The organism is Thalassobellus citreus (assembly GCF_044385915.1).
Lineage (GTDB): Bacteria > Bacteroidota > Bacteroidia > Flavobacteriales > Flavobacteriaceae > Thalassobellus > Thalassobellus citreus.
In genome coordinates, this window is record NZ_JBISCC010000129.1 from 1 (window position 1) to 25,101 (window position 25,101).

The following is a 25,101-nucleotide window of genomic DNA, read 5'->3' on the forward strand; positions in this document are numbered from 1 at the left end:
ACTCTTGAGTTAATACTAACTCTAGCTGATTACTGCGGGAGCGATAGTAGTGGTTAGCTTTTGTAAAACTGCCATATATGGTTTTACAAAACTAGTAACGTATAGCGCGGTTTTTATTTTTCTTAAAAACCCGCCCAATTAATTATTCATTTTATTATCTTCAAAATCTATTTTAAAAAGTTATTTAATGCCTGTAAATAAAGAACTGGAATTAGCCTGGGAGTTTGTAAACAATACAAATAGATCTGTTTTTTTAACAGGGAAAGCTGGTACCGGAAAGACAACCTTTTTACATAAGCTTAAAATGAATAGCTTGAAGCGTATGGTTGTTGTTGCTCCTACTGGTGTTGCGGCTATTAATGCTAAAGGTGTAACGATACATTCTTTTTTTCAGATGCCTTTTGGGCCTATTTTACCTGATACCGATTTGAATGCTTCTAAAGGTTTTAATAGAAAATTTAGTAAGACGAAAATCAATATTATTAAGTCTATGGACTTATTAGTTATTGATGAAATTAGTATGGTACGTGCCGATTTATTAGATGGTATTGATAAAACCTTACGTCGTTTTAGAGATAGAAATAAAGTGTTTGGTGGTGTACAATTATTAATGATTGGTGATTTACAACAATTATCGCCTGTTATTAGAGAGAACGAATGGGAGTTATTAAAACCATTTTATAAAAATGGGTTCTTTTTTAGTAGTCATGCATATGAAACGTGCAAAGCAGTGACTATAGAATTAAAACATATTTATAGGCAGGAGAATCCTATATTTATTAAAATTCTAAATGAGATTAGAAATAATGAACTTACAGAGGCTTCGGCAGAGGAATTAAATAAACGGTTTATTCCTGATTTTATTCCAGAACCAGATGCGGGTTTTATTTCGTTAACGACTCATAATAACAAAGCGGAAGCTACAAATAATATTGAGTTAGAAAAGTTAGAATCTAAAGCTCATACATATAAAGCAAAAGTTGAAGGGAAGTTTCCGGAATCTTCTTTTCCGAATAATGAAGCGGTTACTTTGAAGGTTGGTGCACAGGTGATGTTTATAAAAAACGATAGCAGTCCTGATAAGCGTTATTATAATGGGAAAATTGGAAAGGTGATTCTTCTAGATCAAGATGAAGTAGTGGTGCATTGTCCAGATGATGATTTTAATATTGTTACTACTCTTGAAGTTTGGGAGAATATTAATTATACCGTTGATCCTGAAACAAAGGCGATAACTGAAAATAAAATAGGATCGTTTACACAAATGCCATTGCGTTTAGCATGGTCAATTACTATTCATAAAAGTCAAGGATTAACTTTTGAAAATGCTATAATTGATGCTCAAGGTGCATTTGCACACGGACAAACTTATGTGGCACTAAGTAGGTGTAAAACTTTAGAAGGTTTAGTTTTAAAAAGTAAAATTCATTCTAGCCAGATTATTAGTGATAGTCATGTTATATCGTTTAATAGGAATGCTGAGGAAAATGAACCAGACGAACATGTTTTAGTGGCTTCGCAGCAAGACTTTCAATTGGATTTAATATCTGATATTTTTAATTTTTATGGATTCTTATATCCTGTAAATAGAGTGCTAGATATTTATTACAAAAACAGAACAATCATTCAAGGAAATATTGAAGCTCCTTTATTAACTATTAAAGGTGTTGTAACTTCTTTTTTAAAAGTAAGTAATGGTTTTAATAGTCAGCTAAAGCAACTCTTAGAACCAGATGTATTACCTGAATTAAGTGAAGCTATTAAAGAGCGATTTAAAAAGGCTATTCATTATTTTAAAACTGAAACAGAAGAAAAGATAGTGGCCTCATTAAAATTGTTAAGCTTTACTACAGATAATAAAACGATAGATTCTGATCTTATAAAAAACATAGGTACTATTGAAGATTTACTAACTGCAAAGCTTTTATACTTTAATGGTTTAATAGAAGGCTATAATACTAAAGCCTTTTTAGAATTGAGAACTGAAGCAGTTTTTTTAGCAAAAGATAAACCTAAAAAAGCTAGAAAAACGGTTGTTGATGGTACAACAAATGTCGAGTTATTTGAAATATTGCGAGTGCTTAGAAATGAAATTGCTAATGAAAAGGATTTAATTCACTATCAGGTTTTTTCTCAAAAGGCATTATACGAAATGTGCGAAACCTTACCAGTAACTAAAGAAGAACTTCTGTTAGTTCATGGTATGGGAAAGGTGCGTGTTGATAAATATGGAAGCATTATTTTAAAAACGATTATAGATTTTTGTGAAGAAAATGATATTGAGGTTTCTAAACCTAAAGATATGTTTGAAGATGTAAAGCCTAAAAGGAAGAAAGGTGAGACTAAAAAAATATCTTTAGAATTATTTAAATCAGGAAAATCTATAGATGCTATTGCTAATGAGAGAGAATTAAACGAGAATACTATTTTTGGGCATTTGGCAAGTTTTATTAGTTCTGGAGAAGTAAAAATAACCGATTTAATTTCTAAAGAACATTATCAAGAATTGAAACAGGTTATACCAAAGAAAACTTTTGAGAATGTATCTGATTTAAAAAACCAGTTAGATGATAAATATTCTTATGGTGAGTTACGTTTAGTTTTAGAAGATTTAGCATTTTCAAATTAAATAGATTGATCTTATTTTTATGTAAGGATTGAATGCTTTATAGACTAAAGTATAATCATTTTTAAAATCAAATAAATTAGTTATTTTAGTGTACATGAATATTATAATTGAATCTTCGCTTAAAACTCTTAATAAAACAAAATCGCTTTTAGATAATTTAGATGATAATTTATTGTGTAATGACTCCATATCTCCTTATAATTCAAGTATAGGAAGTCATGTTAGACATATTTTAGATTTTTATGAATGTATTTTTAATATTAATTCAGAAAATCAAATTGATTTAACCGCTAGAAGTAGAAATAGAGATGTAGAATCTAAATGCTGTAGTGCTAGAAGCTATTTAGACACTATTATTGATAAACTTAGCAGTTCAAATTTTGATATGAACACGAGCGTTGATGTTTTTGATGATTTAGGTTTAGGTAAAACTGAGATAAAATACACTATGGGAGCATTGTTTTCTCAAGCCAATAGCCATACCATACATCATTACGCTATTATAAATTACATTTTGGAAGGCTTAAAGATATCTTTTGATGATTCAGATTTTGGTTACAATCCTAATACACCAAAAGAAACATTGCTAAGCTAATTACTTCTTGTTAAACATGCTTGCCATAATAATTTTAATGCCTTTAAATATTAAGAACACTGCCATAGCACAAATTAGACAAGCTACTATTAGTAAAGGAAAGTAAAGCGAATTTTCTTTATCTGAAAGCGCAAAATGCATTAAAGTAGGTCCCATAAAAAGACTTAAAGCTGCAAATGCTAAAAGTTTTACACCTTTGAATAATAAGAATTTATCTGTTTTTTTAGTTTCCATCGTTATAGTTTTTTATTGCAGAACGCACGTTTTTATATTTGTCTAATAAATTTTTAGCTTTTTCTTTAGATATACTAAGCTCAGTCATTATCATTTTTGTACCTCTATCTACGAGTTTATTATTGCTTAATTGCATATCAACCATTTTATTTCCTTTAATATGCCCCAGTTGAATCATGGTTGTTGTGGTTATCATATTCAGAACTAGTTTTTGTGCTGTTCCAGCTTTCATACGAGAACTACCTGTTACAAATTCTGGACCTACAATAACTTCTATAGGAAATTGAGAGGTTTGAGATAGTGGACTGTTTTTATTACAAGTGATACAGCCTGTAATAATATTGTTTTTATTACAATTCTCTAGAGCAGCAATAACATAAGGAGTTGTTCCTGATGCAGCTATTCCAACTACCACATCTTTATTAGAAATATTATATGCGCTTAAATCTTTCCAACCTTCAGTTAGTGAGTCTTCAGCAAATTCTACGGCTTTTCTAATAGCTCTGTCTCCTCCAGCAATTAAGCCAATAACTAAATCATGTGAAACTCCAAAGGTAGGCGGACATTCGGAGGCATCTAAAATACCTAAACGACCACTAGTTCCTGCTCCTATATAAAATAATCGACCACCTTCTTTTAGTTTATTAACTATGTTAGTAACCAGATTTTCTATTTGAGGAATGGCTTTTTCTACAGCTAGAGGCACCGTTTTATCTTCATTATTAATGTTACTTAATAATGAAGAAATATCCATTTTTTCTAAATGATTGTAGTTTGAATCTTGCTCGGTAGTTTTAATAAAGCTCATGATTCAAAAGTATGAATTTATAATCAGTTTTTAATTATAAACAATGACTTCTGCTTCAATTTTTTTATCATTTATAAAATCATAAAGTGTTAGTTGTCTTAATGTATAATAGTCAACCCAAAAAGCTTCTAAAGAATTTAAATATCTTACAATAGCTTGGTCTTTTTTTTCTTGATTTCTATTTAAATCCGTAATAGTTACCTTTCCTAAGACATATCTTTTTTTAGTGATTTCATAACTTTTTTCAGCTATTTCTTTTGCTTTTTGAGCTGTAATTAAGAAATTTCTTTTACTTGACCAATTTAAGACATGTAGATAAATTTCTTGCTCAAATTCTTGTTTGTCTTGTTCAATATCGTTGTTTGTTAAATCTAAATTAGCTTCGGCCATTTTACGTTCTGATTTTGAAACCCCCCAATCAAAAATAGGAATACCGAATCTTACAGATACGTATTGTTGTTTATTATAATTATTAAATAAGTTATCGAAATTATTTCCAAACTGAGAAACTCCTATATTAGCATTAAGATTCATTTGTAATCTGTTATTACCTTTAGCTCTAGCTAAATTATTTTCAGATTGGAGCCTTTTTCTTCTAAATTCAATAACAGCTTTTCTATTTGATTTCGCTTCTTCTATAGCCTTATTAGCATCTACTTCAAAAAGAGCCAAATCTTCAGGCACTTCTAATTCAATATTTTCAGTATCTAATACTAAATATCTCGACATATTTTGAGAAGTTCTCTTAAATTCAATAGTATTAGATGTTACATTATTTTTTGAATTTAAGAGCGATAGTTCCATCTGTAATAATTCATTTTCGGCAATCTTACCCATTTTAAAACGTCCTTGAGAAATTTGGTATAGAGTATCTTGATTTGATAAGTTTTGTTCTGCAATATTTAATTGCATCTGAGCTTTAAGTAAGCTAAAATAACGACGACATGTATTTATTGAAATAGCTTCCATTTTTTCAACAAAATCTCGTTTAGATTCTTCATAAATTAAAGGTTCTATTTTTTTTTCCCATTTAAAACTATTATAGAAAAGAGAGTTTTGATTGTATCGAATAGAAAATGGTACCACAGAATAGTTTGTGATATCATTATTACCAAAAAGATCTACTTTTTCTAAGTTTGAGGATAATGATAAAGTTCCACCTGTTAATGAAATATTTTGAGATAAAGATAATCCTCCTGCTAGTACTAATTGGTTTTGATTTACAAAAACATCTTGCCCAGCATCGTTAGGTTGGCGCTTAATAGAATTACTAAATTCAGGTAAAGTTGCGTCTAATCTAAGTTGTGGTAAAAAGCGTGCTTTGTAATTTTTATACCTCCAATAACTTTCTTGATTTGCGTTTAAATTTCTTTTATAATCAGGCGATTGTTTTTGAGCCATACTAATGGCTTGAGATAATGTTATTTTTTTTGATTGAGAAAAAATAATTGATGGTAAAATACCAAGTATAATAATAATAAATAGTTTTTTCATTTATTAATATGTTTTTGATTGATGATGTTAAATAATTATTCTGTTCTTAAAGCTTCTATAGGTCTTTTGTTTGCTGCTGCTTTTGCAGGAAAAATTCCAAAAATTAATCCAACAATGACTGCGATAAAAAACGAAATTAAAATAGAGTTTAAGGATAAAACTGTTTCTATCCCTGAAAAGATTTCAATAATATAGGCTCCAATAATACCAACTATAATTCCAATGATACCTCCACCAACACTAATAAGTATAGATTCAGATAAAAATTGAAGAATAACATCTTCTTCGGTGGCTCCAATCGCCCTAATTATGCCTATTTCTTTTGTTCTTTCTAATACAGAGGCTAACATAATATTCATAATGCCAATACCTCCAATAAGTAATGATATCCCAGCAATAATAATTAATACTATATTAAAAATTTGTTTTGTTTTTTGTTGTTGTTTTAAAAGTTGAATTGGAATTGTTATTTCAAAATCTAACACATCGTTATGTCTGCGTTTAAGCATTTTACTTAAAACTTCAGCAGTTGCCTTTAATTCGTTAGAATTTGTAACTTGAACTGTAAGTTTATCTATTTGATGATAATTCCCTCTAGGAATACGAGCTTTAGGTCCATTTTGATTTCCATTAAAACTATAAAAACCATCATCTTCTTGAGCCTTATCAACAATTACCTTTCTGTCGATATATCGTACTAAAAAGGTTTTAATTGGTGTATATATATCTTGATTTAAATCTCTTATTCCTAAATTTTCTTGTGCAGTATCAGAAATTAACTTTTCTTCTATAACACCAACTACTTGGAGCCATACATCTTTAATTTTTATATATTTTCCAATGCCACTACTACCGGTAAAAAGTTTTTTTTCTATTTTTTTTCCAATAACGCATACAGATAACGCATTTTCTAATTGATATTTAGAGAAATTGGATCCTTTTTCAATATTGATATTAGAAGTTTTGAAAAATGAAGAATCTATACCTATTAGCTTTACTGGAGTCTGTTTCCCATTATTTATAACATAGGAATCTAAGATAATTTCAGGACTTACAGCTTTTACAGAGGGAATATATTCTTTAATACTTAAACCATCTAGCATATCTAAGCCTTTAGAAAAACGATTAGATTCTGTTTTAGATGTCTCAGTATCAATATCCTCTTCATCATTGCCATTTTCATCTCCATCTGGAATAGGAGTAATAACAATATTATTTACTCCAACTAATTCTAACTGTGCTAGTATTTCTTTTTCTGCACCATTTCCAATAGCTAACATTGTTATAACAGAGGCAACACCAAAAATGATTCCTAGAGCCGTCAAAAAGGTTCTAACTTTATTCGTTTTAATAAACCAAAAAGCTTCGTTAAAGGTAGATTTTAGTTTTTCTAAAAGTATTTTATCTATCATAATCTATTTTAATAGAGTTATACTTTGGTCATCTGTATCTTCTGGTTTATTTAAATAAACAATATCGTTTTCTTCTAACCCTTTTTCTATAATTACTACTTCATTGTTAGATAAACCTAGTTTAACTTGTTTTTTTTTAATTGAGTATCCTGATTTTAAATATGTATAACTTATAGAATCTTTTGAAAAAATAGCTTCCAATGGCAACATCAAAACGTCTTTTTTTAGATTTGTTAGAATTCTATTTGAGGTTGTCATACCGGGTTTAATACTATTATTAGTAGTATTTAATTTTATTAAAACCCTAAAAAGCTTTACATCAGATCCTTTTTTCTTTTCGCCAACATTAGCCACGCTAGTAACAAGACCTTCAACTTCAATATCGGGAAATGCATCAAAGCCTATTTTTACTGGGAGATCTTTTTTTATTTTCCTTATATCAACTTCGTTACTATATGTTTTAGATTCCATTTTAGTTAAATCTGGTAAGGTAGCCACTATAGGATTCCATGCATAAACTGATGAACCTACTTTTACTTTACTACCCCATCTATCATAATATGTGACCATTCCATTTGCGTCTGAATAAATAGTGAATGATTTTTGCAATTCGTATAGGTCATCTAATCGCTTTTTTATTTTTAAAACTTCTGTTCCAACTTCAACCATTTCTGCATCTGCCTGTCTTTTTTTAATAGAATAGTCTTGTTCCTTTTCTTTTAAATCTCTTTCGTTTTTTTCAATATTTATTTCTAATTTCCGAATGGTTGTTGGAGGTTCATACATTGAACTTTTTAATTCAAGCCTATCATCTTCTATTCTAAATAAAAGGTCTTGTATAGCATTTCTTTCTTGTTTTAATGTTAGCGTAGTGTCTAATTGTTTTTGGGTAAATTTAGATTGAGCTGTTTCTAAATTTAATTTGGCATCAATAATTTTTTCGTTAACATCAGAGCCGTCTAGTTTAGCCACATAATCTCCTTTTTTTACTGTAGTTCCTTCTGCCACTAGATCTTGAATCTTAACTTCTCTAATTTTGAATTTTCTCAAATTCATAGGGCCTTTTATTTCTTTTGAACTTGTAGATTGAGCTTCACCCGATGTTACTACTTCATCTAAAAATGTTCCTTTTGTAACTTTTACAGTAAGAGAGGAGTTTTCGTCAGTTGAGCTGGTTAGGAGTGAATAAGCAACAATAATTAAAACAATTGCACCTATTATATAGGCAATATTTTTTTTTGTCATGGTTAGTAATTTTTTTTGAATGATGAAGAATAAAATTACAAAAAAAACTCATCTGTCAGATTTTTTTTAGTTAATATCTTCATAAATTATTCATTTATAACTAATTAAATGCACAAATATTATACCGATTATAAGAAATTACTCGATTATGTAGTTGAAAATAGAAACTTCGGAAGCTTTAAAATATCCTAGTGGATAATTTTCTGGATTGGTTTGATTAATACAGTTTCCTCTTACTGTAGCAGGTTGTGTTTCAAAAGGATCACCAGATTCATCGCCAGTTTGTTGAAGTAAAAGGTTCATGAATTCATAAAACTGCTTTGAAACACCATAGTTTTTAATAACTAATTCATCTCCAGCATTTAAATCTTCATCTGAATAAAAAGCAAAAATTTGATTACCATCAGTAAACTCGTCATCATAAACTTCTAGACTTTGCTGTTTTGTAGTTGTACTTATGAATTCGAAAAAGTAAAAGTTTTTTATTCCTTGAGGGTCTGTATAAAATGCTTTTATTTCGGTTTCTTCTCCTGAAAACCCTCCTTCATTTTTTTGTTCTACATATTCAATAGGGCTTACAGGTATTAACTTTTCTGAAGCCGTATATGTTTCGTTATTATAAATAATAGTTAAGTTGTATGTACCATAAATAACAGGGATGAATGAATTATTTATATATATACCTGTATTGTCTTCTTCAATAAAGTTGTATGTATTATTGTTTAAATCTGTTACTATAACGGTGGCTCCATTTGCTGGTGGGACATTATTATTAAAGAAAGGAGCACTTAGAGTTAGTTTAATATATTGATTGTTTCCTTGTGTTTCTTTAAACCAATTTAAAGATGCGTTTATTACTAATCTTGGTTCAGTAGATTTTAAGTCAACATCAATAACATCTTCACAAGACAAAAAGTTCAGACTTATTATTAATATGTAGATTATTTTTCTCATAGATTAAAGCTTGAAATTATAAGAAATCGATGGAACAATACCAAAAATAGATAAACGAGTGGCTTCATTAGATCCTGTATCATAGTTTCTTCCAAAATTTATAGAACTAGCATTTTTACGATTATAAGCATTATATAAACCAAAGACCCAGTAACTTTTCCAACCTCTTTTTTTCTTAGGTATTGGAGTATAAGTTGCTGAAATATCTAAACGGTTATAAGATGTTAATCTATCTGAATTTCTACTATTATAGTTTGGAATAATAATACCATTAAATTGATACTGACCATTTGGAAATGTAGCGGGTTGCCCTGTTTGAAATAAGAAATTGGTATTTAATTTCCATTTATTATTTAATTCATAGCTACCTGTAAATGAGATATCATGCGTTTTATCGTAAGGTGTGTTATACCAATTGTCATTGTTTATACCAAGTTCGTTTGGAGTTCGTCCTTTTGTTTGTTGTTCAGATTTAGATAGGGTGTAGGCTAGCCATCCTTTAAATCTACCTTCATTTTTTTTTAATAAAAATTCTAAACCATAAGCTCTAGCTTTACCATTTAAAATAACTTGTTCTATAGCATTATTTGCTACTAAATTAGCGCCATCAATATAATCGATTCTGTTTTTTATAGTTTTATAAAAACTTTCTACTTCTAAAGAATACGTAGTGTTATTAAAGTTTTTAAAATATCCTATAGCAAATTGATCTAGTAATTGTGGTTTTATATATTTACCACTTGGTGTCCAAACATCTAGTGGTGTTGGAGAACTTGTATTAGATAATAAATGTAAATATTGGCTCATTCTATTATAGCTTGCTTTAATAGAGCTTGTTGTATTTAATTGATATGCTAATGAAGCCCGTGGTTCTATATTGAAAAAACTCGCAATAACATTACTTCGTTTAAAAGTTTCTGTACCTGTAGGAGCCGCTTTTTCATATATTTTAAAATCGTTATTAAAAGTAACGGCTTGATTGTTTTCGTATATATTAAGTTCATCTTGACCTAAACGATGAAAAGTACTAAAACGTAATCCGTAAGATAAAGCTAACTTATTTGAAATTTTATGTTCAGCATCAATATATAATGCATTTTCAAAAGCATATTTATCTGTGAGTTTAAATGGATTTATTCCTGAACTTTCTTTAGTTGGTTTTATGTCACCTGGATTAAATTTGTAGTAAATACTATTAAATCCATATTGAAGTTTGAAAGTATCAGTTAAATAATGTTTAAGGTCGTATTTTAAATTAAAATTTTGGATGCCCGAAACCCAATCAAACTCAACAAAGTTTAATTTTAAATCATAATAATAATCAGAATAAATAAAAGATAAGTTTGAAAATAATTTATTTGAAAATAAGTGGTTCCATCTAAAATTTAAAACAGAGTTCCCATAAGTGTTTTCAAATGTATCCTGAATTCTAAATACATCACGACCAAAATAACCAGATACGTAAATATTATTTTTATTATTTACTTTATAACTTAATTTGGTGTTTAAATCGTAGAAATATGCAATATTATTAATATCAAAAATAGGTAAGAATAAATGCGCATAACTAGATCTTCCTCCAAATAGAAAAGAGCCTTTGTCTTTTTTTATAGGACCTTCGGCAAGTAATCTGCTAGAAACAATACCAATGCCACCATTCATGTGAAACTCTTTGCTATTGCCTTCTTTTTGGTAGATATCTAAAACAGATGAAACGCGACCTCCATAACGCGCTGGAATACCTCCTTTATAAAGTTTAAGATCTTTAATTGCATCGGGGTTAAACACAGAAAAGAATCCGAATAAATGTGATGAGTTATAAATAATAGCTTCATCTAAAAGAATTAAATTTTGATCTGCAGCGCCACCTCTAACATTAAAACCAGAAGCGCCTTCGCCCGCACTAGTAACACCAGGTAATAAGGTAATGGCTTTTATAATATCTGATTCGCCAAGTACCACAGGAATTTCTTTAATTGTACTAGAACTTAGTTTGTTGACGCTCATTTGAGGCGCTTTTATATTTAGCTTTTCAGTATTATTGGTAATGATTACTTCATCTAAATTTTCGGTAGAATCAGTTAGAGCATAATTTTTTGTGATGCTTTCTGAAAGTGAAATTGTTTCTGATATTGAATTATAGCCTAAATAGCTAATAACTATTTTATAGTTGCCCTTAGGAAGTGTTATAGAATAAAATCCATACTCATTAGTAGTTGTTCCTGTAGATAATTCTGGAAAAATAATATTTACACCAATAAGAGATTCGTTACTTCTTTGTTCTAAAATAGTTCCGCTGAGTGTGAATTTTTCTTGAGCGTTTAACACTAAAACATTAAAACACAGTGCGACAATAAAGCACGGAATAATTTTATACATACGCTCTAAGCAGTTTTTTTATAAAAATATAAAAAAAAGCCCCTAAAAAGGGGCTTTTTAAAAAACTGTTTATGTTTTCTTAATTTACTATGCTGTTAAATGTTTTACTAGGTCGCATAACTTGATTAATTAAATCTTCATTAGGTTCGTAATAACCACCTATGCTTGTTGGTTTACCTTGTATTTCAGCTAGTTCATTTACAATAGTAGTTTCGTTTTCTAATAATTTTTCTGCTATTGGAGTAAATTCAGCTTTTAAATCAGCATCTTTTGTTTGGTTAGCTAATTCTTGAGCCCAATACATAGCTAAGTAAAAATGACTTCCTCTATTATCTAATTCTCCAGCTTTTCTTGAAGGCCCTTTTCTGTTTTCTAACAGTTTATCGGTAGCATCATCTAAAGCATCTCCTAAAATTTTAGCTTTCGGATTGTTATTTACATCACTAAAATGTACTAATGAAACCGCTAATGCTAAAAATTCACCTAAAGAATCCCAACGTAAATGATTTTCTTCTAATAATTGTTGCACATGTTTTGGAGCAGATCCACCAGCACCAGTTTCAAATAAACCACCACCATTCATTAAAGGAACAATAGATAACATTTTTGCACTAGTTCCAACTTCTAAAATAGGGAATAAATCTGTTAAATAATCACGTAATACATTTCCTGAAACTGAAATAGTATCTTTACCGTCCTTTAATCTTTCGCAAGTAAATAGCGTTGCATCTATAGGCGATAAGATTCTTAAGTCTAATCCAGAAGTATCATGATCTTTTAAATATGTGTTTACTTTTTTAATTAATTCAGCATCATGCGCTCTATTTTCATCTAACCAGAAAACAGCAGGCGTTTGAGAAGCTCTTGCTCGAGTAACAGCAAGTTTTACCCAGTCTTGAATAGGAGCATCTTTTACTTGACACATTCTCCAAATGTCTCCAGCTTCAACAGTATGTTCTAATAATGTATTACCAGACGCATCAATAACACTAACTGTTCCTTTAGAAGCTATTTCAAATGTTTTATCATGAGAACCATATTCTTCAGCTTTTTGAGCCATGAGTCCAACATTAGGAACTGTACCCATAGTTGTAGGATCAAAAGCACCATTCTTTTTACAGAAATCTATAGTTGCAGAGTAAATTCCAGCATAACTACTATCTGGAATAATTGCTTTAGTATCTTGTAATTTACCTTCAGCATTCCACATTTGCCCAGAAGTACGAATCATTGCTGGCATAGAAGCATCAATAATAACATCACTAGGTACATGTAAGTTGGTAATACCTTTATCACTATTTACCATAGCAACTTCAGGTCCGTTTTTAAATGCAGCATCAATGTCTGCTTGTATTTCGTTGCGTTTTGCTTCTGGTAATTCTTTGATTTTTTCAACTAAATTTCCAAAACCATTATTAACATCAACACCAATTTCTTCTAATATTTCAGCATGTTTAGCAAATACGTTTTTAAAAAACACTTTAACAGCATGACCAAATATAATAGGGTCGCTCACTTTCATCATGGTTGCTTTCATGTGTAATGAAAGTAATACGTTGTTAGCTTTAGCGTCTTCTATTTGTGTTTCAAAAAAGTTTATTAAAGCTTTTTTATTTAATACGGTAGCATCAATTATTTCGCCTTTTAATAAAGCTAAAGAATCTTTTAATACAGTGGTAGTTCCATTACTATCTGTATGAACAATTTTTATACTAGTGGCATCACTTATGGTTACAGATTTTTCATTACTAGCAAAATCATTAGCACCCATAGTGGCAACATGCGTTTTAGAATCGCTACTCCAAGCACCCATTGAGTGTGGATTGTTTTTAGCATAATTCTTAACTGCTTTTGGAGCACGTCTATCAGAGTTCCCTTCACGTAACACAGGGTTTACAGCACTTCCTTTAATTTTGTTGTAACGTGCTTTAATCTCTTCTTCTTCCGCTGTATTAGGTTCGTCTGGGTAATTAGGAATACCAAAACCTTGCGATTGTAATTCTTTTATAGCTGCTTTTAATTGAGGGACCGAAGCACTAATATTTGGTAGTTTTACAATATTAGCTTCTGGCTTTTTTGCTAATTCACCAAGAAAAGCTAAATCATCAGAAACTCTTTGATCTTCATTTAAAAAATCAGGAAAAACTGCTAAAATTCTTGCTGCTAAAGAAATATCTTTAGTTTCTATATTAATACCAGAAGACTTTACAAAAGCTTGAACTATGGGTAAAAAAGAGCGTGTCGCTAAAGCAGGAGCTTCATCGGTTTTTGTATAAATAATTTTAGACATTACTTAGATGTTTTAATTGTTAATTAGTTTAATTTTTTGGAAAATTAAATTGTTGTTTTTTTTGGAATTGCGAATATACAAAAATTGACTATTAAAAATATTCTAAAATTATGTGAAACCGTATAGTAATCAATAAGTTTTAATAGAATTATAAAAAAGGGAGGTACTAATAAGAATTTGGTAACAAAAAGTTACAGAAGCTAAAAAAACAAAAGCCATATCACGAAAGAATTTAATCTCCTTTGATATGGCTTTCTATGTAATAACATAACATGATCTATTTTAATATTGCTATTAAAAGACGTTCAAATATTCATCAAACGATTTCAATTCAAGTGCTATTATTACAAGTGAAACATTTTTGTTGTAATTTTCAAAATGTATTGACCTATTACTAAAATGTTTCAGATAATCGTTTTCCTTGATGCTATTAAACTTGCTCTTCACTTTCGTGTTAAGTTTGCTTAAAGCATTGCTTTCATTACAACAATTACTTTCGTTTTTGTTGCTTTTTAAGCTTTCAATTACACCAGTTGCCAACTACTTGCGTATTTAGGACTTTTTGTAATATCATGGTTTTTCATTATTCACGCATACACATGTCAACTAAAAACCTCAAAAAACAATTTTATAAGAACGTTACCTTATTTAGAAAATAATATAAATTCATTGTTGAGATGAAACCAACCAATAGCTGTTATTATTTCTTTTTACTAAAGTATAACCTAAATTCAAAAAAACAAACTTTTTAAGCGATTAGATATCAACTACTTATAAACCGTAGTTATTAACAATAGTTAATAAAAAAAGCCTTGATATAAAATCAAGGCTTTTAATCGCTGCTTATGCAGTTGTACTATATTAACGTCTACGCTCAGTAATTCTGGCTTTTTTACCAGTAAGACCTCTAAAGTAGAAGATACGAGCTCTACGTACTTTACCACGTTTGTTAACTTCAATTTTTTGTAATGCAGGTAAGTTTACTGGGAAGATACGCTCTACACCAATAGTACCAGACATTTTTCTAATTGTAAAAGTTTCTGATGAACCAGATCCTCTTCTTTGTATTACTATGCCTCTAAAAAACTGAGTACGTACTTTATCACCCTCTCTAATTTCGTAGAAAACAGTAATTGTATCACCAGCTGCAAAAACTGGGAATTCCTTTTTTGTTACAAATTCGTCTTGAACAAATTTTACTAAAGATTCCATATCTTTAAATTTAATTATAATTAATTCAGAACAACATACACGATTTTCGCCAGAGGTTAACCCGAAATTGGCTGCAAAGATAGTTAATAATTAATAATTTACAATTAATAATAATCTTTTTTAGGGTGTTCCTTTTTGCTTCATGTTTGTAGCTTAAAACCAAGTTGTTAGCAAGCAAAAAGTCAGGCTATCCACTATATCTTTCTGCAAAGCAGTCCCGAACTTGTTTCGGGATCTCATTATCAAACAGCTTTTAGTTTATAAAGTACGTTTCAACTTTAAAGCTTTGCATAAAGGATGCCGCTTCTATCCTTAACACAATTTAGTACACATTACAAAAAGCAGAAATTAGTTTAATAATTAGCTAAATCAATCATCTAACAAATCAGGACGACGTTCTTTAGTTCTTAAATACGCCTGTTCTTCACGCCATTTTTCAATTTTAGGGAAATTGCCGCCAAATAATAATTCAGGCACCTTCATCCCTTTGTATTCCCTTGGTTTTGTATAAATAGGAGGTGCTAACAATCCATCTTGAAATGAATCGGTTAGGGCAGAGGTTTCATTTCCTAAAACCCCAGGTATTAATCTTATTACAGCATCGCAAAGTACAGCTGCACCTAACTCACCACCAGATAATACATAATCTCCAATAGATATTTCTCGCGTAATTAAAAGGTCTCTCACACGTTGGTCTACGCCTTTGTAATGTCCGCAAAGAATAATAATATTTTCTTTTAGCGATAAATGATTGGCAATACCTTGTTTTAAGGTTTCTCCATCGGGTGTCATATATATTACCTCGTCGTAATCGCGTTCTGCTTTTAAAGCCGAAATACATTTATCTATAGGTTCTATCATCATAACCATACCTGCACCACCACCAAATTGGGTGTCGTCTATAGATTTATAGTTATCGGTTGTATAATCTCTTAAATTATGAAAATGGACTTCTACCAAACCAGCATCAATAGCACGTTTTAAAATAGATGCTTCAAACGGACTCTTAAGTAATTCTGGTAAAACAGTTATAATATCTATGCGCATGAGATTTTTTTATGTTTTGCAAAGATAATTTAATTGTTGGTTATTTTGATGTGTGTTTTTTAGAGGTTCGTTTAATAAACGAATGTAGCTGAAAATGTTTATAAAGTTAAAACAAGTGTTTTTTCTTTAAAATATGTGTTTTAGTTATACTTTCTTTTTTGAAACCAAATACCTTCTAAGCTTAAATTTATAGAGAATAGATGGTAGTTTTCTTTTATTAAGCCGTTTGTTATTTGTCCTTTGTTTCCATAAGTGTAACCAATGTTTATCATAGAATTAGTACCGTTTTTAATAGGAATTCCAATACCTAAGTTTAATGCAGAACTTTTTATACGTTGGTCATTAACTTCTAAATTTCCATTATTATAATTAAAACCAGCACGATATTCTAAGCTATTAAAGAATTTTGAAGTTCTTTTGTTACCATTATATTGAAGTCCCATACCAATATAATCTTGATTTACATAAGTGCCAATTTGATCTGTTTGATTAGTGTCATCCCAATAACTTTTTTTATAATCTAGATTAAAAGCCAGATTCTTTTTTAAATTTGTTTTTATACCAAAAGCAAGTTCTAAAGGAAGTTTAAAATCATTAATACTACTTTCAGAATTCTCAGTTAAATCTGAAACAGAAGTGCTATTTAAAAGTGTTATAGTACTAGATTTACTTCCGCCAAGGTTTGTTGGTAAGTTTACAATGGCACCAAACGATAGGTTTTTTAAAGCATCATATTGTATACCTGCTCCTGTTTGAAAACCAGAATAATTAGTAACATCATCAATTATAAATTGATTGTACGGTAAGTTGTCTGTCTCTGTTTGTTTTATTTGTCCAAATAAGACAGACCCTGTAATACCAAGTCTTAACTTGTTGGTTATTGCATATCCGTAATTTAATTTTAAGCTATTAATACCTCCAGAACCATCAATGTTAGTAAAGAATATACCATTGTCACTTCCTTCTATATTGGATGTAATATTAGATATTGAATAGCCTACATTAGTAAAAGGAATAAGGGTAACACCAAAACCAGACTTTTTTGTAATAGGAAAAGCAATGGCAATGTTAGAAAAATTTGCTATAATATTATTGTTAGAACTTCCTCCTTCTGAAAGCGTGTTGGTTTGAGCTTTAAAACCAAAATCATAGAAGAAAGAATTTGGTTTAATACTACCAAGTGATGCTGGATTTGAATTGTTTATAAAAGAACTTGAAGGTAATGCAAAACCTAAACCACCCAAACCATTTAGTTTTCCGGTAGTTGTTTCGTTATTTAAGCCTAAGCCGTATAATGAATATGGCGAACTAGAAAGCGCATTAGATTGAGCCGTTATTTTTACCGAAAATACGAGTGTTAAAACACCCAATATTGTATATTTATTAATCATAAATTGCGTAAGTTAATTCTAGTTTAGATTTGATGTTTTGCGATGCCTCTTCTCCATTTAATATGTATCGGTTTACAGACGAATTAAAGTCTTTAGGGTAAATTGCTAAAAACAAATTGTCGGCATTAATATCTGTTAGTTTTAAGTTTAAAAAATATTTAACAGGAATTGAATAATCTATAATATTAAATTCAGAATCTTCGTTTACAATGCGCCCTAATACGGTATTACCTTGTGTGTCTGTTAAAGGACTTAAAATTTCAGCTTTTCTATTTATAATGTATACATTTAAAGAATCGTTAGTATGTAAGTTCTTTGTACTCGAATTTTGTTTTATAGAAATTTTTAAGTTAGCATCAATAATAATCCCATCACCATCAATATCATATATCGATTCTATATTTGGAATGTTAATTCTTGTAGCAATACCAGTACCTGCTTGTAAAAAACTGTTGTTATCTGTAATTGTACTAGGTAATAGTGTTTCTTGATCTGGAAGTGATTCAAATACGGTTCCTTGTTTATTACTAGATATATTATGAAAGCTATAGCTAGAATTAAAAGGCAAATCTATGGTCTTTTCCCCATCTTCAAGTTCATCATTTTCAAAGCTATAATAAATACGAAGAAAACTAGTGTTTGAAAACCCTAAAACAGTAGTGTTATTATCATCGGGTTCAATAACTAACCCTTTGTACTCTTTTAAAAATTCATCAGAGTTATTTATGGTATTTAGTTGAATTTTATCAAAAATATCTTTCCCAAAAGTATTACTTATAGAAACATGTAACGAGTCGTCTTTTTTAGGCTTTGCTATAAAACTTTTTGATGCTAAAGGCGTGGTGTTATAATTAAAGTTTGTGGTATTGTAAAAACTGTTGGTTTCATCATCAGGTTCAATATCATCTAAAACTTCATATATATTTATTTTTTGAACAGGAATAGTATCATTGTAAAAATAATGATCATAGTTTAATATTAAAGCTACAGAATCAAAAACAGCATCATCAGCTAAACCATAGGTTGAGTTTAAGAGTTGTACATAACTTTTGCTTTTTGTTATGCCAAATACAGGATCGTTATATAATCCTATTAACAATCTATTCGTATTGGATGTTATAAGAGAATCAAATTTAAATGTTGTGTTTTCAATAGATAATGTGTCAATAAAATAAACTTTAGTATCTAAGTTTATCCAATCTTCTCCAACAGGAAATCCGTTATTATCTGTTTCACAAGAAAGGATTGATGCTAATAACAAGAAAGTTATTATTGGAACTGCAATTACTTGCTTTAGTGTCATAAAAATATAATTTATGCGAACTTAATTTAACAAGGATTTCAAATAAAATAAGTTATACGAACGCTTATTTTTAATATGCCAATAGGAGAAATTTAACTATTAAATTGATTTTAAGAGGTTTGTCTTAATAATTCCCTTGTTTGTATAGACTAATCCTTAGAATAGCTATTATCTTTTTATATATAGGATTGTAAGAATAGATTTGGTCAAAATTAATTCAATAGATGAAAAGAATTATTATGGTAGCTTTTATCATTTCAGTTGCAAACAAATCTTTTGCCCAGTTAAAAGAGCACATGTTTTCTTTTAACTACAGTTTAGCTCCAATAGGGGGAGATGAGGTCGATTTTTATAAAACCGATTTAAAGGCTAATATTCCAGTTAAATTAAAAAAAGGAAAAATAATAAATAGTATTGGTTTTGATTATTATCAATTAAACTATACAAACGATTATAGTTTTGCAACTGCCAATTTAACGGAGTTCTATAATATAAGCTATGGTTTAAATTATATATATCCTATATCTAATACTGTCTCAATATCAGCTAAAGCAGAAGTGTCAATAGCTTCAAATTTAATAAACACAGTTAGTAGCGACGATTTACTTTTATTAGGAGATATATTCCTTAGTAAAAAAATAGGAGGAGAAACGGGAAAAGGAAGTCTAATAGTAGGAGCAAGTTATAATGTTATAACAGGAAAACCTAATGTTTTGCCAATAGTAAGTTATACTAAGCAGGTAAATAATAAATTCTCATATAGTATTGGGTATCCTAAAACCTATGCAAACTATAAAATGAGTCCTGTGAGTTCATTAAAATCTTTTTTGTCTATTGATGGTGTATACGCTAATTTAAATAGTTTAACCTATGTAAATACCATGACAGAAGCCAATAAAGCTTCTTTTACTACAACAAGTTTAGGTTTAGAATACGATTATATAATGGATGGTTTTTGGTCAATTTCTTTTAAAGGCGGCTATTCAGTTTCAAATAAATACACCTTGTTAAATAATAATGATGATGAGGTTTTTGATTTTAATACGGTTTCTAAACCATTTCTATCAGCAGGAATAAAATTTAATTTAAAAAGTAAAAATAAAAACTAGATTATGAAAAACAGAAAAACACTTTTAATAACAATATTAACTATGGCAGTTATTTTTTCTAGCTGCTCATCTGATGATGATGGAGAAGATAGAGGTAATTGGGTAGATGCTTCTGCCTTTGACGGTATACCAAGGGCTAATGCGGCTAGTTTTACAATAGGCGATTATGGTTATATGGGTACGGGATATGATGGCGATGATTATTTAACCGATTTTTGGCAATTTGATATAAATGGCAACTATTGGGTACAAAAGGCAGATTTTCCTGGAGTAGGAAGAAGTTCGGGGTCTGGTTTTGCTATTGATGGTAAAGGATATGTTGGTATTGGTTATGATGGCGATAATGAATTAAGTGATTTTTGGGAGTATAACCCTGAAGCTAATTCATGGGAACAAAAAGCCGATTTTGGAGGAGGAGTTAGAAGAGCTGCTATTGGTTTTGGAGCCAACGGTATGGGGTATATTGGTACTGGTTATGATGGCGATTATGATAAAAAAGATTTTTGGAAATACAATCCAACAACTAATGCATGGACACAATTACTAGGCTTTGGAGGTAATAAAAGAAAAGATGGTACGGCGTTTATTATAAATGATATGGTTTATATAGGAACTGGAGTTACTAATGGTATTTATCAAGAAGATTTTTGGAAGTTTGATCCTGCTACAGAAAATTGGACGCGATTACAAGACTTAAACGAAGAAGATGATTATAACATTATTAGATCTAATGCAGTATCATTTACTTTAGGAGGCTTAGGTTATGTTACTACAGGATATTATGGAGGTGTAATGGCATCTGTTTGGGAATATGATCCTTTATCTGATGAATGGGAAGAAATTACAGGATTAGAAGCATCAGCACGACAAGATGCGGTTAGTTTCTCCAATGGAAATAGAGCTTTTGTTGGTTTAGGAAGAACAGGAAGTTTGTATTTATACGATGCTTATGAAATTCATCCTCAAGAAGATTATGATGATGAGGATTAAAGATTTGTTTGATTAGTAGTTTTTTTTGAAATCCAAAGTATGGCAAAATCTCTCTCATTTTTGTTTAAGATTATTGCCGCTTTGGATTTCTTTTTAAGTTTATAGATATATGAAAAATGTTAAAAAAAAATATACAATTGCAGTAGTCTTTGTTTTAAGTATTAGTCTAATAGCTCTTATTGTAGTAAGAATGAATGTAAATACTATAAACAATCATTATGAAGTGCTTGTGTACGAAGCAAATTCTGGTTATGGATATAGTATAACTTACAAAGAAAAGCTATTAATTAAGCAAGATTATATTCCGGTAATACAAAATGTTCAACCTTTTTATTCTTATAATGACGCCTTAAAAGTTGGTGGTTTAGTTAAAGAAAAGCTAAAAAATAAAGAGAACCCTAAAGTTTCGTTAATTGATTTAAAACAGCTTAAAATTAAATTAAACTAGTTTATTTTAGTACTATGGGAAGTGTGAAATTTATTGATGATATAAAGCGTAAGCAAATACTATTGCATGTGTCTATATGGGCTTTGTTTTTATGCTTTTTTTTAATGCATCCAAGAGCTCAGATTGAAGGAGCCTTTATACCCATTGTCGTAATTTTAATATTAAATGTTTTAATTTTTTATATAAATTATTCTTTTTTAATACCTCGTTTTCTGTTAAAGAAAAAAGCGTTGCTATATGTGTTTTTTGTATTTGTTTTAATGGTAATATCAATAATATTATTTGCACAATTAGAAACAAAATTTAGAACAGATTTTAGACTAGATATAGAAAGAATTAAACCTGATTTTAATATGAAATTTAGGTTTTTAGGACCATTTGTGTTCAATATATTATTAGTAGTTACAGGAATAGCTTTTAGAGTTTATGGCGAATGGAATAAAAACGAAAGGACAAAAAAAGAAATTGAATCACAAAAATTTTCAACAGAACTTCATTTTTTAAAGCATCAATTAAGTCCGCATTTTTTATTTAATTCATTAAATAGCATTTATTCGCTTACTACTCAAAAATCTAATGATGCGCCAGAAGCTGTTATTACATTATCAGAATTAATGCGCTATATGCTGTATGAAACTAACAGTGAGTTTGTTTCACTAGGAAGAGAACTAGCATATGTTCAAAACTATTTAAAATTACAACGCCTACGTATTGCTAATAATAAAGATGTTACAATAAATATTCATGGATCTATAAGAAATCAAAAAATAAGACCTCTATTATTTATTTCATTTATAGAAAATGCTTTTAAATATGGTACAGATTATACGGGGAATACTGAAGTTAAAATAGAAATTAATATAGATGAAGATGATTTAAAATTTAGCTGTATTAATATTATTGGTGGTAGAAAAACAGACAAGGACAGTTCTGGTATTGGGTTGCAAAATACAAAAGAGCGTTTAGAGTTTTTATATCCAAAAAAACATGAGCTGTTTATTGAAGAAAAAGACAATAGATTTATTGTAAATTTAAATTTAAAACTGGACTAATGAAGTGTGTTATAATTGATGATGAACCTTTGGCTATCGATGTTATAGAATCTTATGTAAAGCAAGTAGGAGGATTAGAAATAGTTGTTAAGTGTACAAACCCATTAGAAGCTATTACGCTTTTAAATAAGAATAAAGTAGATCTTGTTTTTTTAGATATTGAAATGCCCAATCTTACAGGTATAGATTTAGTTAAGGCTTTAGATAATATACCGCAGTTTATTTTTACAACCGCATATCCAGAATATGCTTTAGATGGGTTTAATTTAAATGCTACCGATTATTTAGTAAAACCTATACCATTTCACAGATTTTTAAAAGCAGTTACACGAGCAAAGGAAAAGTATGAGTTAGAACAGAATAACACTATAAATACAGACGTGTTTAGTGAATCTCCATCTTTTGAAAATACAGATAATTTTATTTTTGTTAAATCTGAATACGAAAATATAAAGATAAACACCAATACTATAAAGTACATTCAAGGTTTAAAAGACTATATAAAAATTTACACCACACAATCAGATAAGGCTATTTTGACTTTATCTAGTTTTAAAGATATTCTTCAAAAATTACCATCAAACCGATTCATTAGGGTGCATCGTTCTTATGTCATAAATATCGATTTTATTAGCGCATTACAAAAAACAAAAATTATTGCTGATAATGTTCAAATTCCCATTGGGGAAACTTATAAAGGTGATGTTATAAAACGACTTGGGGTTTAAATAAGAGATATTCGTTTAAACTTAGTTGAAAATTCAACTAAAAAGAGTTATTTATAAATATCTAACTGCTTTATTATGGCTTCTACATCGGTTTCATAATCAAACCAAAGTGTTTGCTCATTCCTTCTAAACCAAGTAAGTTGTCGTTTTGCAAAGCGCCGTGTATTCTTTTTAATTTCAGAAACAGCAAAGTCAAGTGTCCATTCTCCATTTAAAAAGTTGAATAATTCTTTATAGCCAACGGTGTTTAAGGCGTTTAAATGTTCATATTCAATCAAACTTTTTGCCTCGTCTAGTTGTCCTGCTTGCATCATTAAATCAACACGTTTATTAATACGGTTGTAAATGGTTTCTCTTTCGGCAGTAAGTCCAATTGTTATGGTTTTGAAGTTTCGTTTTTCTTTTCCTTTGTTTAAAAATGATGAATATGGTTTTCCTGAACCAATACAAATTTCTAAAGCGCGAATAACACGTTTTGGGTTGTCAATTGCAATCGTATTGTATGATGTAATGTCGAGCTCTTTTAGTTGATTTTGTAAATAAGGGAGTCCTTTACTAATTAAATCATTATTTAAATTCTCACGAATACTGGCGTCTACTTTTGGGAAATTATCTAAACCATTTGTTACTGCATCCACATAAAGACCAGATCCACCAACCATAATAACAACATCGTGGTTTTTAAAAAGAGTATCTAAACATTTAAGAGCATCTTTTTCAAAAGCACCTACATTATATTCATCGTGTATAGATTTATGATGAATAAAATGATGTTTAGCAGCTGCTAATTCTTCTGAGGTAGGCGCTGCAGTACCAATTTGCATCTCTTTGAAAAATTGCCGCGAGTCTGCCGAAATTATTTCAGTTTTAAAATAATTAGCAAGTTTAATACTTAGTGCTGTTTTTCCAATAGCAGTAGGACCAACTATAGAAATTAGAATTTTACTCATGTTTTAGTTTATGTCCACAATGATCGCAAAAAGTGGCATCATCTTTATGGTTTTCAGATGAACAGTTTCGGCAAGACTGGGTATTTGTTTCAGGTTTTTCAGAACCTAATTTAGTGAATTCAGACGTTACTATTCCAGTTGGTACTGCAATGATGCCGTATCCTAAAATCATAACAATAGAAGCAATGAATTGCCCTAAAGGAGTTTGTGGCGCAATGTCGCCATAACCAACTGTAGTTAATGTAACTATACACCAGTAAACACTTTTAGGGATATTTGTAAAGCCATTTTCTTCTCCTTCAATTAAATACATAATAGTACCCAAAATGATAGATATTATAACAACAGCAAATAGAAATACCGAAATTTTGACACGACTTGCTTTTATAGCAGCTACTAAATTATTGGAAGCCCCTAAATAACGAGCTAGTTTTAAAATTCTGAAAACACGAAGTAGTCGTAAAGCTCTTAAAGCAGCAAGTGCATGTAAGCCACCTACAAGCAGTGATATATATTTAGGAATAGTTGATAGAAAATCTATAATACCATAAAAACTAAAAATATATTTTATAGGTTTTTTTACGGTAATTATTCTTGCAATATATTCTATAGAAAAAAGTATGGTTATAACCCATTCTGAAATATTAAGGATGTCATGGTATTTATTATCAATACTTGCAACGCTTTCTAGCATAACAAGCAAAATACTTGCAAGAATAGCAATAAGCAATACAACATCAAATAACTTTCCTTTAGGTGTATCTGCTTCATAAATTATTTCATGAAGTTTTGTTTTCCAACCTTTATTTTGAAGCTTGTTCATATATTCAA

General features: G+C 29.7%; 21 protein-coding genes. 7 read left to right on the forward strand and 14 right to left on the reverse strand.

Going from position 1 to position 25,101, the window contains the following annotated elements; all coding sequences use genetic code 11:
• The first annotated feature begins 187 nt into the window (after window positions 1-187).
• Window positions 188-2,629, forward strand: coding sequence for a helix-turn-helix domain-containing protein (locus ACH5TX_RS16010; RefSeq protein ID WP_439340496.1), 2,442 nt, complete (start codon window positions 188-190; stop codon window positions 2,627-2,629).
• A 94-nt stretch (window positions 2,630-2,723) separates the two neighbouring features.
• Window positions 2,724-3,224, forward strand: coding sequence for a hypothetical protein (locus tag ACH5TX_RS16015; protein WP_439340497.1), 501 nt, complete (start codon window positions 2,724-2,726; stop codon window positions 3,222-3,224).
• Here the strand turns inward: ACH5TX_RS16015 and ACH5TX_RS16020 are convergent, their stop codons facing one another.
• From ACH5TX_RS16020 to ACH5TX_RS16075, 12 genes are all read right to left on the reverse strand, one after another.
• The gene (locus tag ACH5TX_RS16020; RefSeq protein WP_439340498.1) at window positions 3,225-3,458 is read right to left on the reverse strand and encodes a DUF6095 family protein; all 234 of its coding nucleotides are present in this window, start codon (window positions 3,456-3,458) and stop codon (window positions 3,225-3,227) included.
• Window positions 3,448-4,266 (reverse strand): N-acetylmuramic acid 6-phosphate etherase, encoded by an 819-nt coding sequence (gene murQ / locus ACH5TX_RS16025; protein WP_439340499.1) that lies wholly within the window; start codon window positions 4,264-4,266, stop codon window positions 3,448-3,450. Before murQ ends, ACH5TX_RS16020 begins: the two co-directional genes overlap by 11 nt.
• 30 nt (window positions 4,267-4,296) lie before the next feature.
• Window positions 4,297-5,760 carry a TolC family protein gene (locus ACH5TX_RS16030; protein ID WP_439340500.1) on the reverse strand — a complete coding sequence of 488 codons (1,464 nt, stop codon included), beginning with the start codon at window positions 5,758-5,760 and terminating at the stop codon, window positions 4,297-4,299.
• A gap of 35 nt (window positions 5,761-5,795) precedes the next feature.
• The gene (locus tag ACH5TX_RS16035) at window positions 5,796-7,172 is read right to left on the reverse strand and encodes an ABC transporter permease (RefSeq protein ID WP_439340501.1); all 1,377 of its coding nucleotides are present in this window, start codon (window positions 7,170-7,172) and stop codon (window positions 5,796-5,798) included.
• 3 nt (window positions 7,173-7,175) lie between these two features.
• Window positions 7,176-8,417: an efflux RND transporter periplasmic adaptor subunit gene (locus ACH5TX_RS16040; protein WP_439340502.1), complete on the reverse strand. Its 1,242-nt coding sequence runs from the start codon at window positions 8,415-8,417 to the stop codon at window positions 7,176-7,178.
• Between the two features lie 138 nt (window positions 8,418-8,555).
• A complete protein-coding gene (locus ACH5TX_RS16045) occupies window positions 8,556-9,371 on the reverse strand; it encodes a DUF4249 family protein (RefSeq protein WP_439340503.1) in 816 nt (271 codons plus the stop codon).
• A 3-nt stretch (window positions 9,372-9,374) separates the two neighbouring features.
• Window positions 9,375-11,750 (reverse strand): TonB-dependent receptor, encoded by a 2,376-nt coding sequence (locus ACH5TX_RS16050; protein WP_439340504.1) that lies wholly within the window; start codon window positions 11,748-11,750, stop codon window positions 9,375-9,377.
• Window positions 11,751-11,829: 79 nt separating this feature from the next.
• Window positions 11,830-14,040 carry an NADP-dependent isocitrate dehydrogenase gene (locus ACH5TX_RS16055; protein WP_439340505.1) on the reverse strand — a complete coding sequence of 737 codons (2,211 nt, stop codon included), beginning with the start codon at window positions 14,038-14,040 and terminating at the stop codon, window positions 11,830-11,832.
• 861 nt (window positions 14,041-14,901) lie between these two features.
• On the reverse strand, window positions 14,902-15,252 hold the full coding sequence (gene rplS, locus ACH5TX_RS16060) for a 50S ribosomal protein L19 (RefSeq protein WP_439340506.1): 351 nt from the start codon (window positions 15,250-15,252) through the stop codon (window positions 14,902-14,904).
• Window positions 15,253-15,621: 369 nt separating this feature from the next.
• On the reverse strand, window positions 15,622-16,299 hold the full coding sequence (gene trmD / locus ACH5TX_RS16065; RefSeq protein WP_439340507.1) for a tRNA (guanosine(37)-N1)-methyltransferase TrmD: 678 nt from the start codon (window positions 16,297-16,299) through the stop codon (window positions 15,622-15,624).
• Window positions 16,300-16,439: 140 nt separating this feature from the next.
• Window positions 16,440-17,690, reverse strand: coding sequence for a BamG family beta-barrel-assembly machinery protein (gene bamG / locus ACH5TX_RS16070; protein ID WP_439340508.1), 1,251 nt, complete (start codon window positions 17,688-17,690; stop codon window positions 16,440-16,442).
• Window positions 17,683-18,993 (reverse strand): DUF4270 family protein, encoded by a 1,311-nt coding sequence (locus ACH5TX_RS16075; RefSeq protein WP_439340509.1) that lies wholly within the window; start codon window positions 18,991-18,993, stop codon window positions 17,683-17,685. Before ACH5TX_RS16075 ends, bamG begins: the two co-directional genes overlap by 8 nt.
• A 224-nt stretch (window positions 18,994-19,217) precedes the next feature.
• Here ACH5TX_RS16075 and ACH5TX_RS16080 point away from each other — a divergent pair, with 224 nt between their 5' ends.
• The 5 genes from ACH5TX_RS16080 (at window position 19,218) to ACH5TX_RS16100 (ending at window position 23,320) form a co-directional block, all read left to right on the forward strand.
• Window positions 19,218-20,102: a DUF6268 family outer membrane beta-barrel protein gene (locus ACH5TX_RS16080; protein ID WP_439340510.1), complete on the forward strand. Its 885-nt coding sequence runs from the start codon at window positions 19,218-19,220 to the stop codon at window positions 20,100-20,102.
• Between the two features lie 3 nt (window positions 20,103-20,105).
• Window positions 20,106-21,092, forward strand: coding sequence for a Kelch repeat-containing protein (locus ACH5TX_RS16085; protein WP_439340511.1), 987 nt, complete (start codon window positions 20,106-20,108; stop codon window positions 21,090-21,092).
• A gap of 109 nt (window positions 21,093-21,201) precedes the next feature.
• Window positions 21,202-21,540: a DUF4907 domain-containing protein gene (locus tag ACH5TX_RS16090; RefSeq protein ID WP_439340512.1), complete on the forward strand. Its 339-nt coding sequence runs from the start codon at window positions 21,202-21,204 to the stop codon at window positions 21,538-21,540.
• A 14-nt stretch (window positions 21,541-21,554) separates the two neighbouring features.
• Window positions 21,555-22,592 carry a sensor histidine kinase gene (locus ACH5TX_RS16095; protein WP_439340513.1) on the forward strand — a complete coding sequence of 346 codons (1,038 nt, stop codon included), beginning with the start codon at window positions 21,555-21,557 and terminating at the stop codon, window positions 22,590-22,592.
• The gene (locus ACH5TX_RS16100) at window positions 22,592-23,320 is read left to right on the forward strand and encodes a LytR/AlgR family response regulator transcription factor (RefSeq protein ID WP_439340514.1); all 729 of its coding nucleotides are present in this window, start codon (window positions 22,592-22,594) and stop codon (window positions 23,318-23,320) included. The genes ACH5TX_RS16095 and ACH5TX_RS16100 overlap by 1 nt, the downstream gene beginning before the upstream one ends.
• A gap of 47 nt (window positions 23,321-23,367) precedes the next feature.
• Here ACH5TX_RS16100 and miaA read toward each other — a convergent pair whose 3' ends face one another.
• Both miaA and ACH5TX_RS16110 read right to left on the reverse strand, forming a co-directional pair.
• Window positions 23,368-24,270 (reverse strand): tRNA (adenosine(37)-N6)-dimethylallyltransferase MiaA, encoded by a 903-nt coding sequence (miaA, locus tag ACH5TX_RS16105; protein WP_439340515.1) that lies wholly within the window; start codon window positions 24,268-24,270, stop codon window positions 23,368-23,370.
• A complete protein-coding gene (locus tag ACH5TX_RS16110; protein WP_439340516.1) occupies window positions 24,263-25,093 on the reverse strand; it encodes an ion transporter in 831 nt (276 codons plus the stop codon). The genes miaA and ACH5TX_RS16110 overlap by 8 nt, the downstream gene beginning before the upstream one ends.
• Window positions 25,094-25,101: the final 8 nt, after the last annotated feature.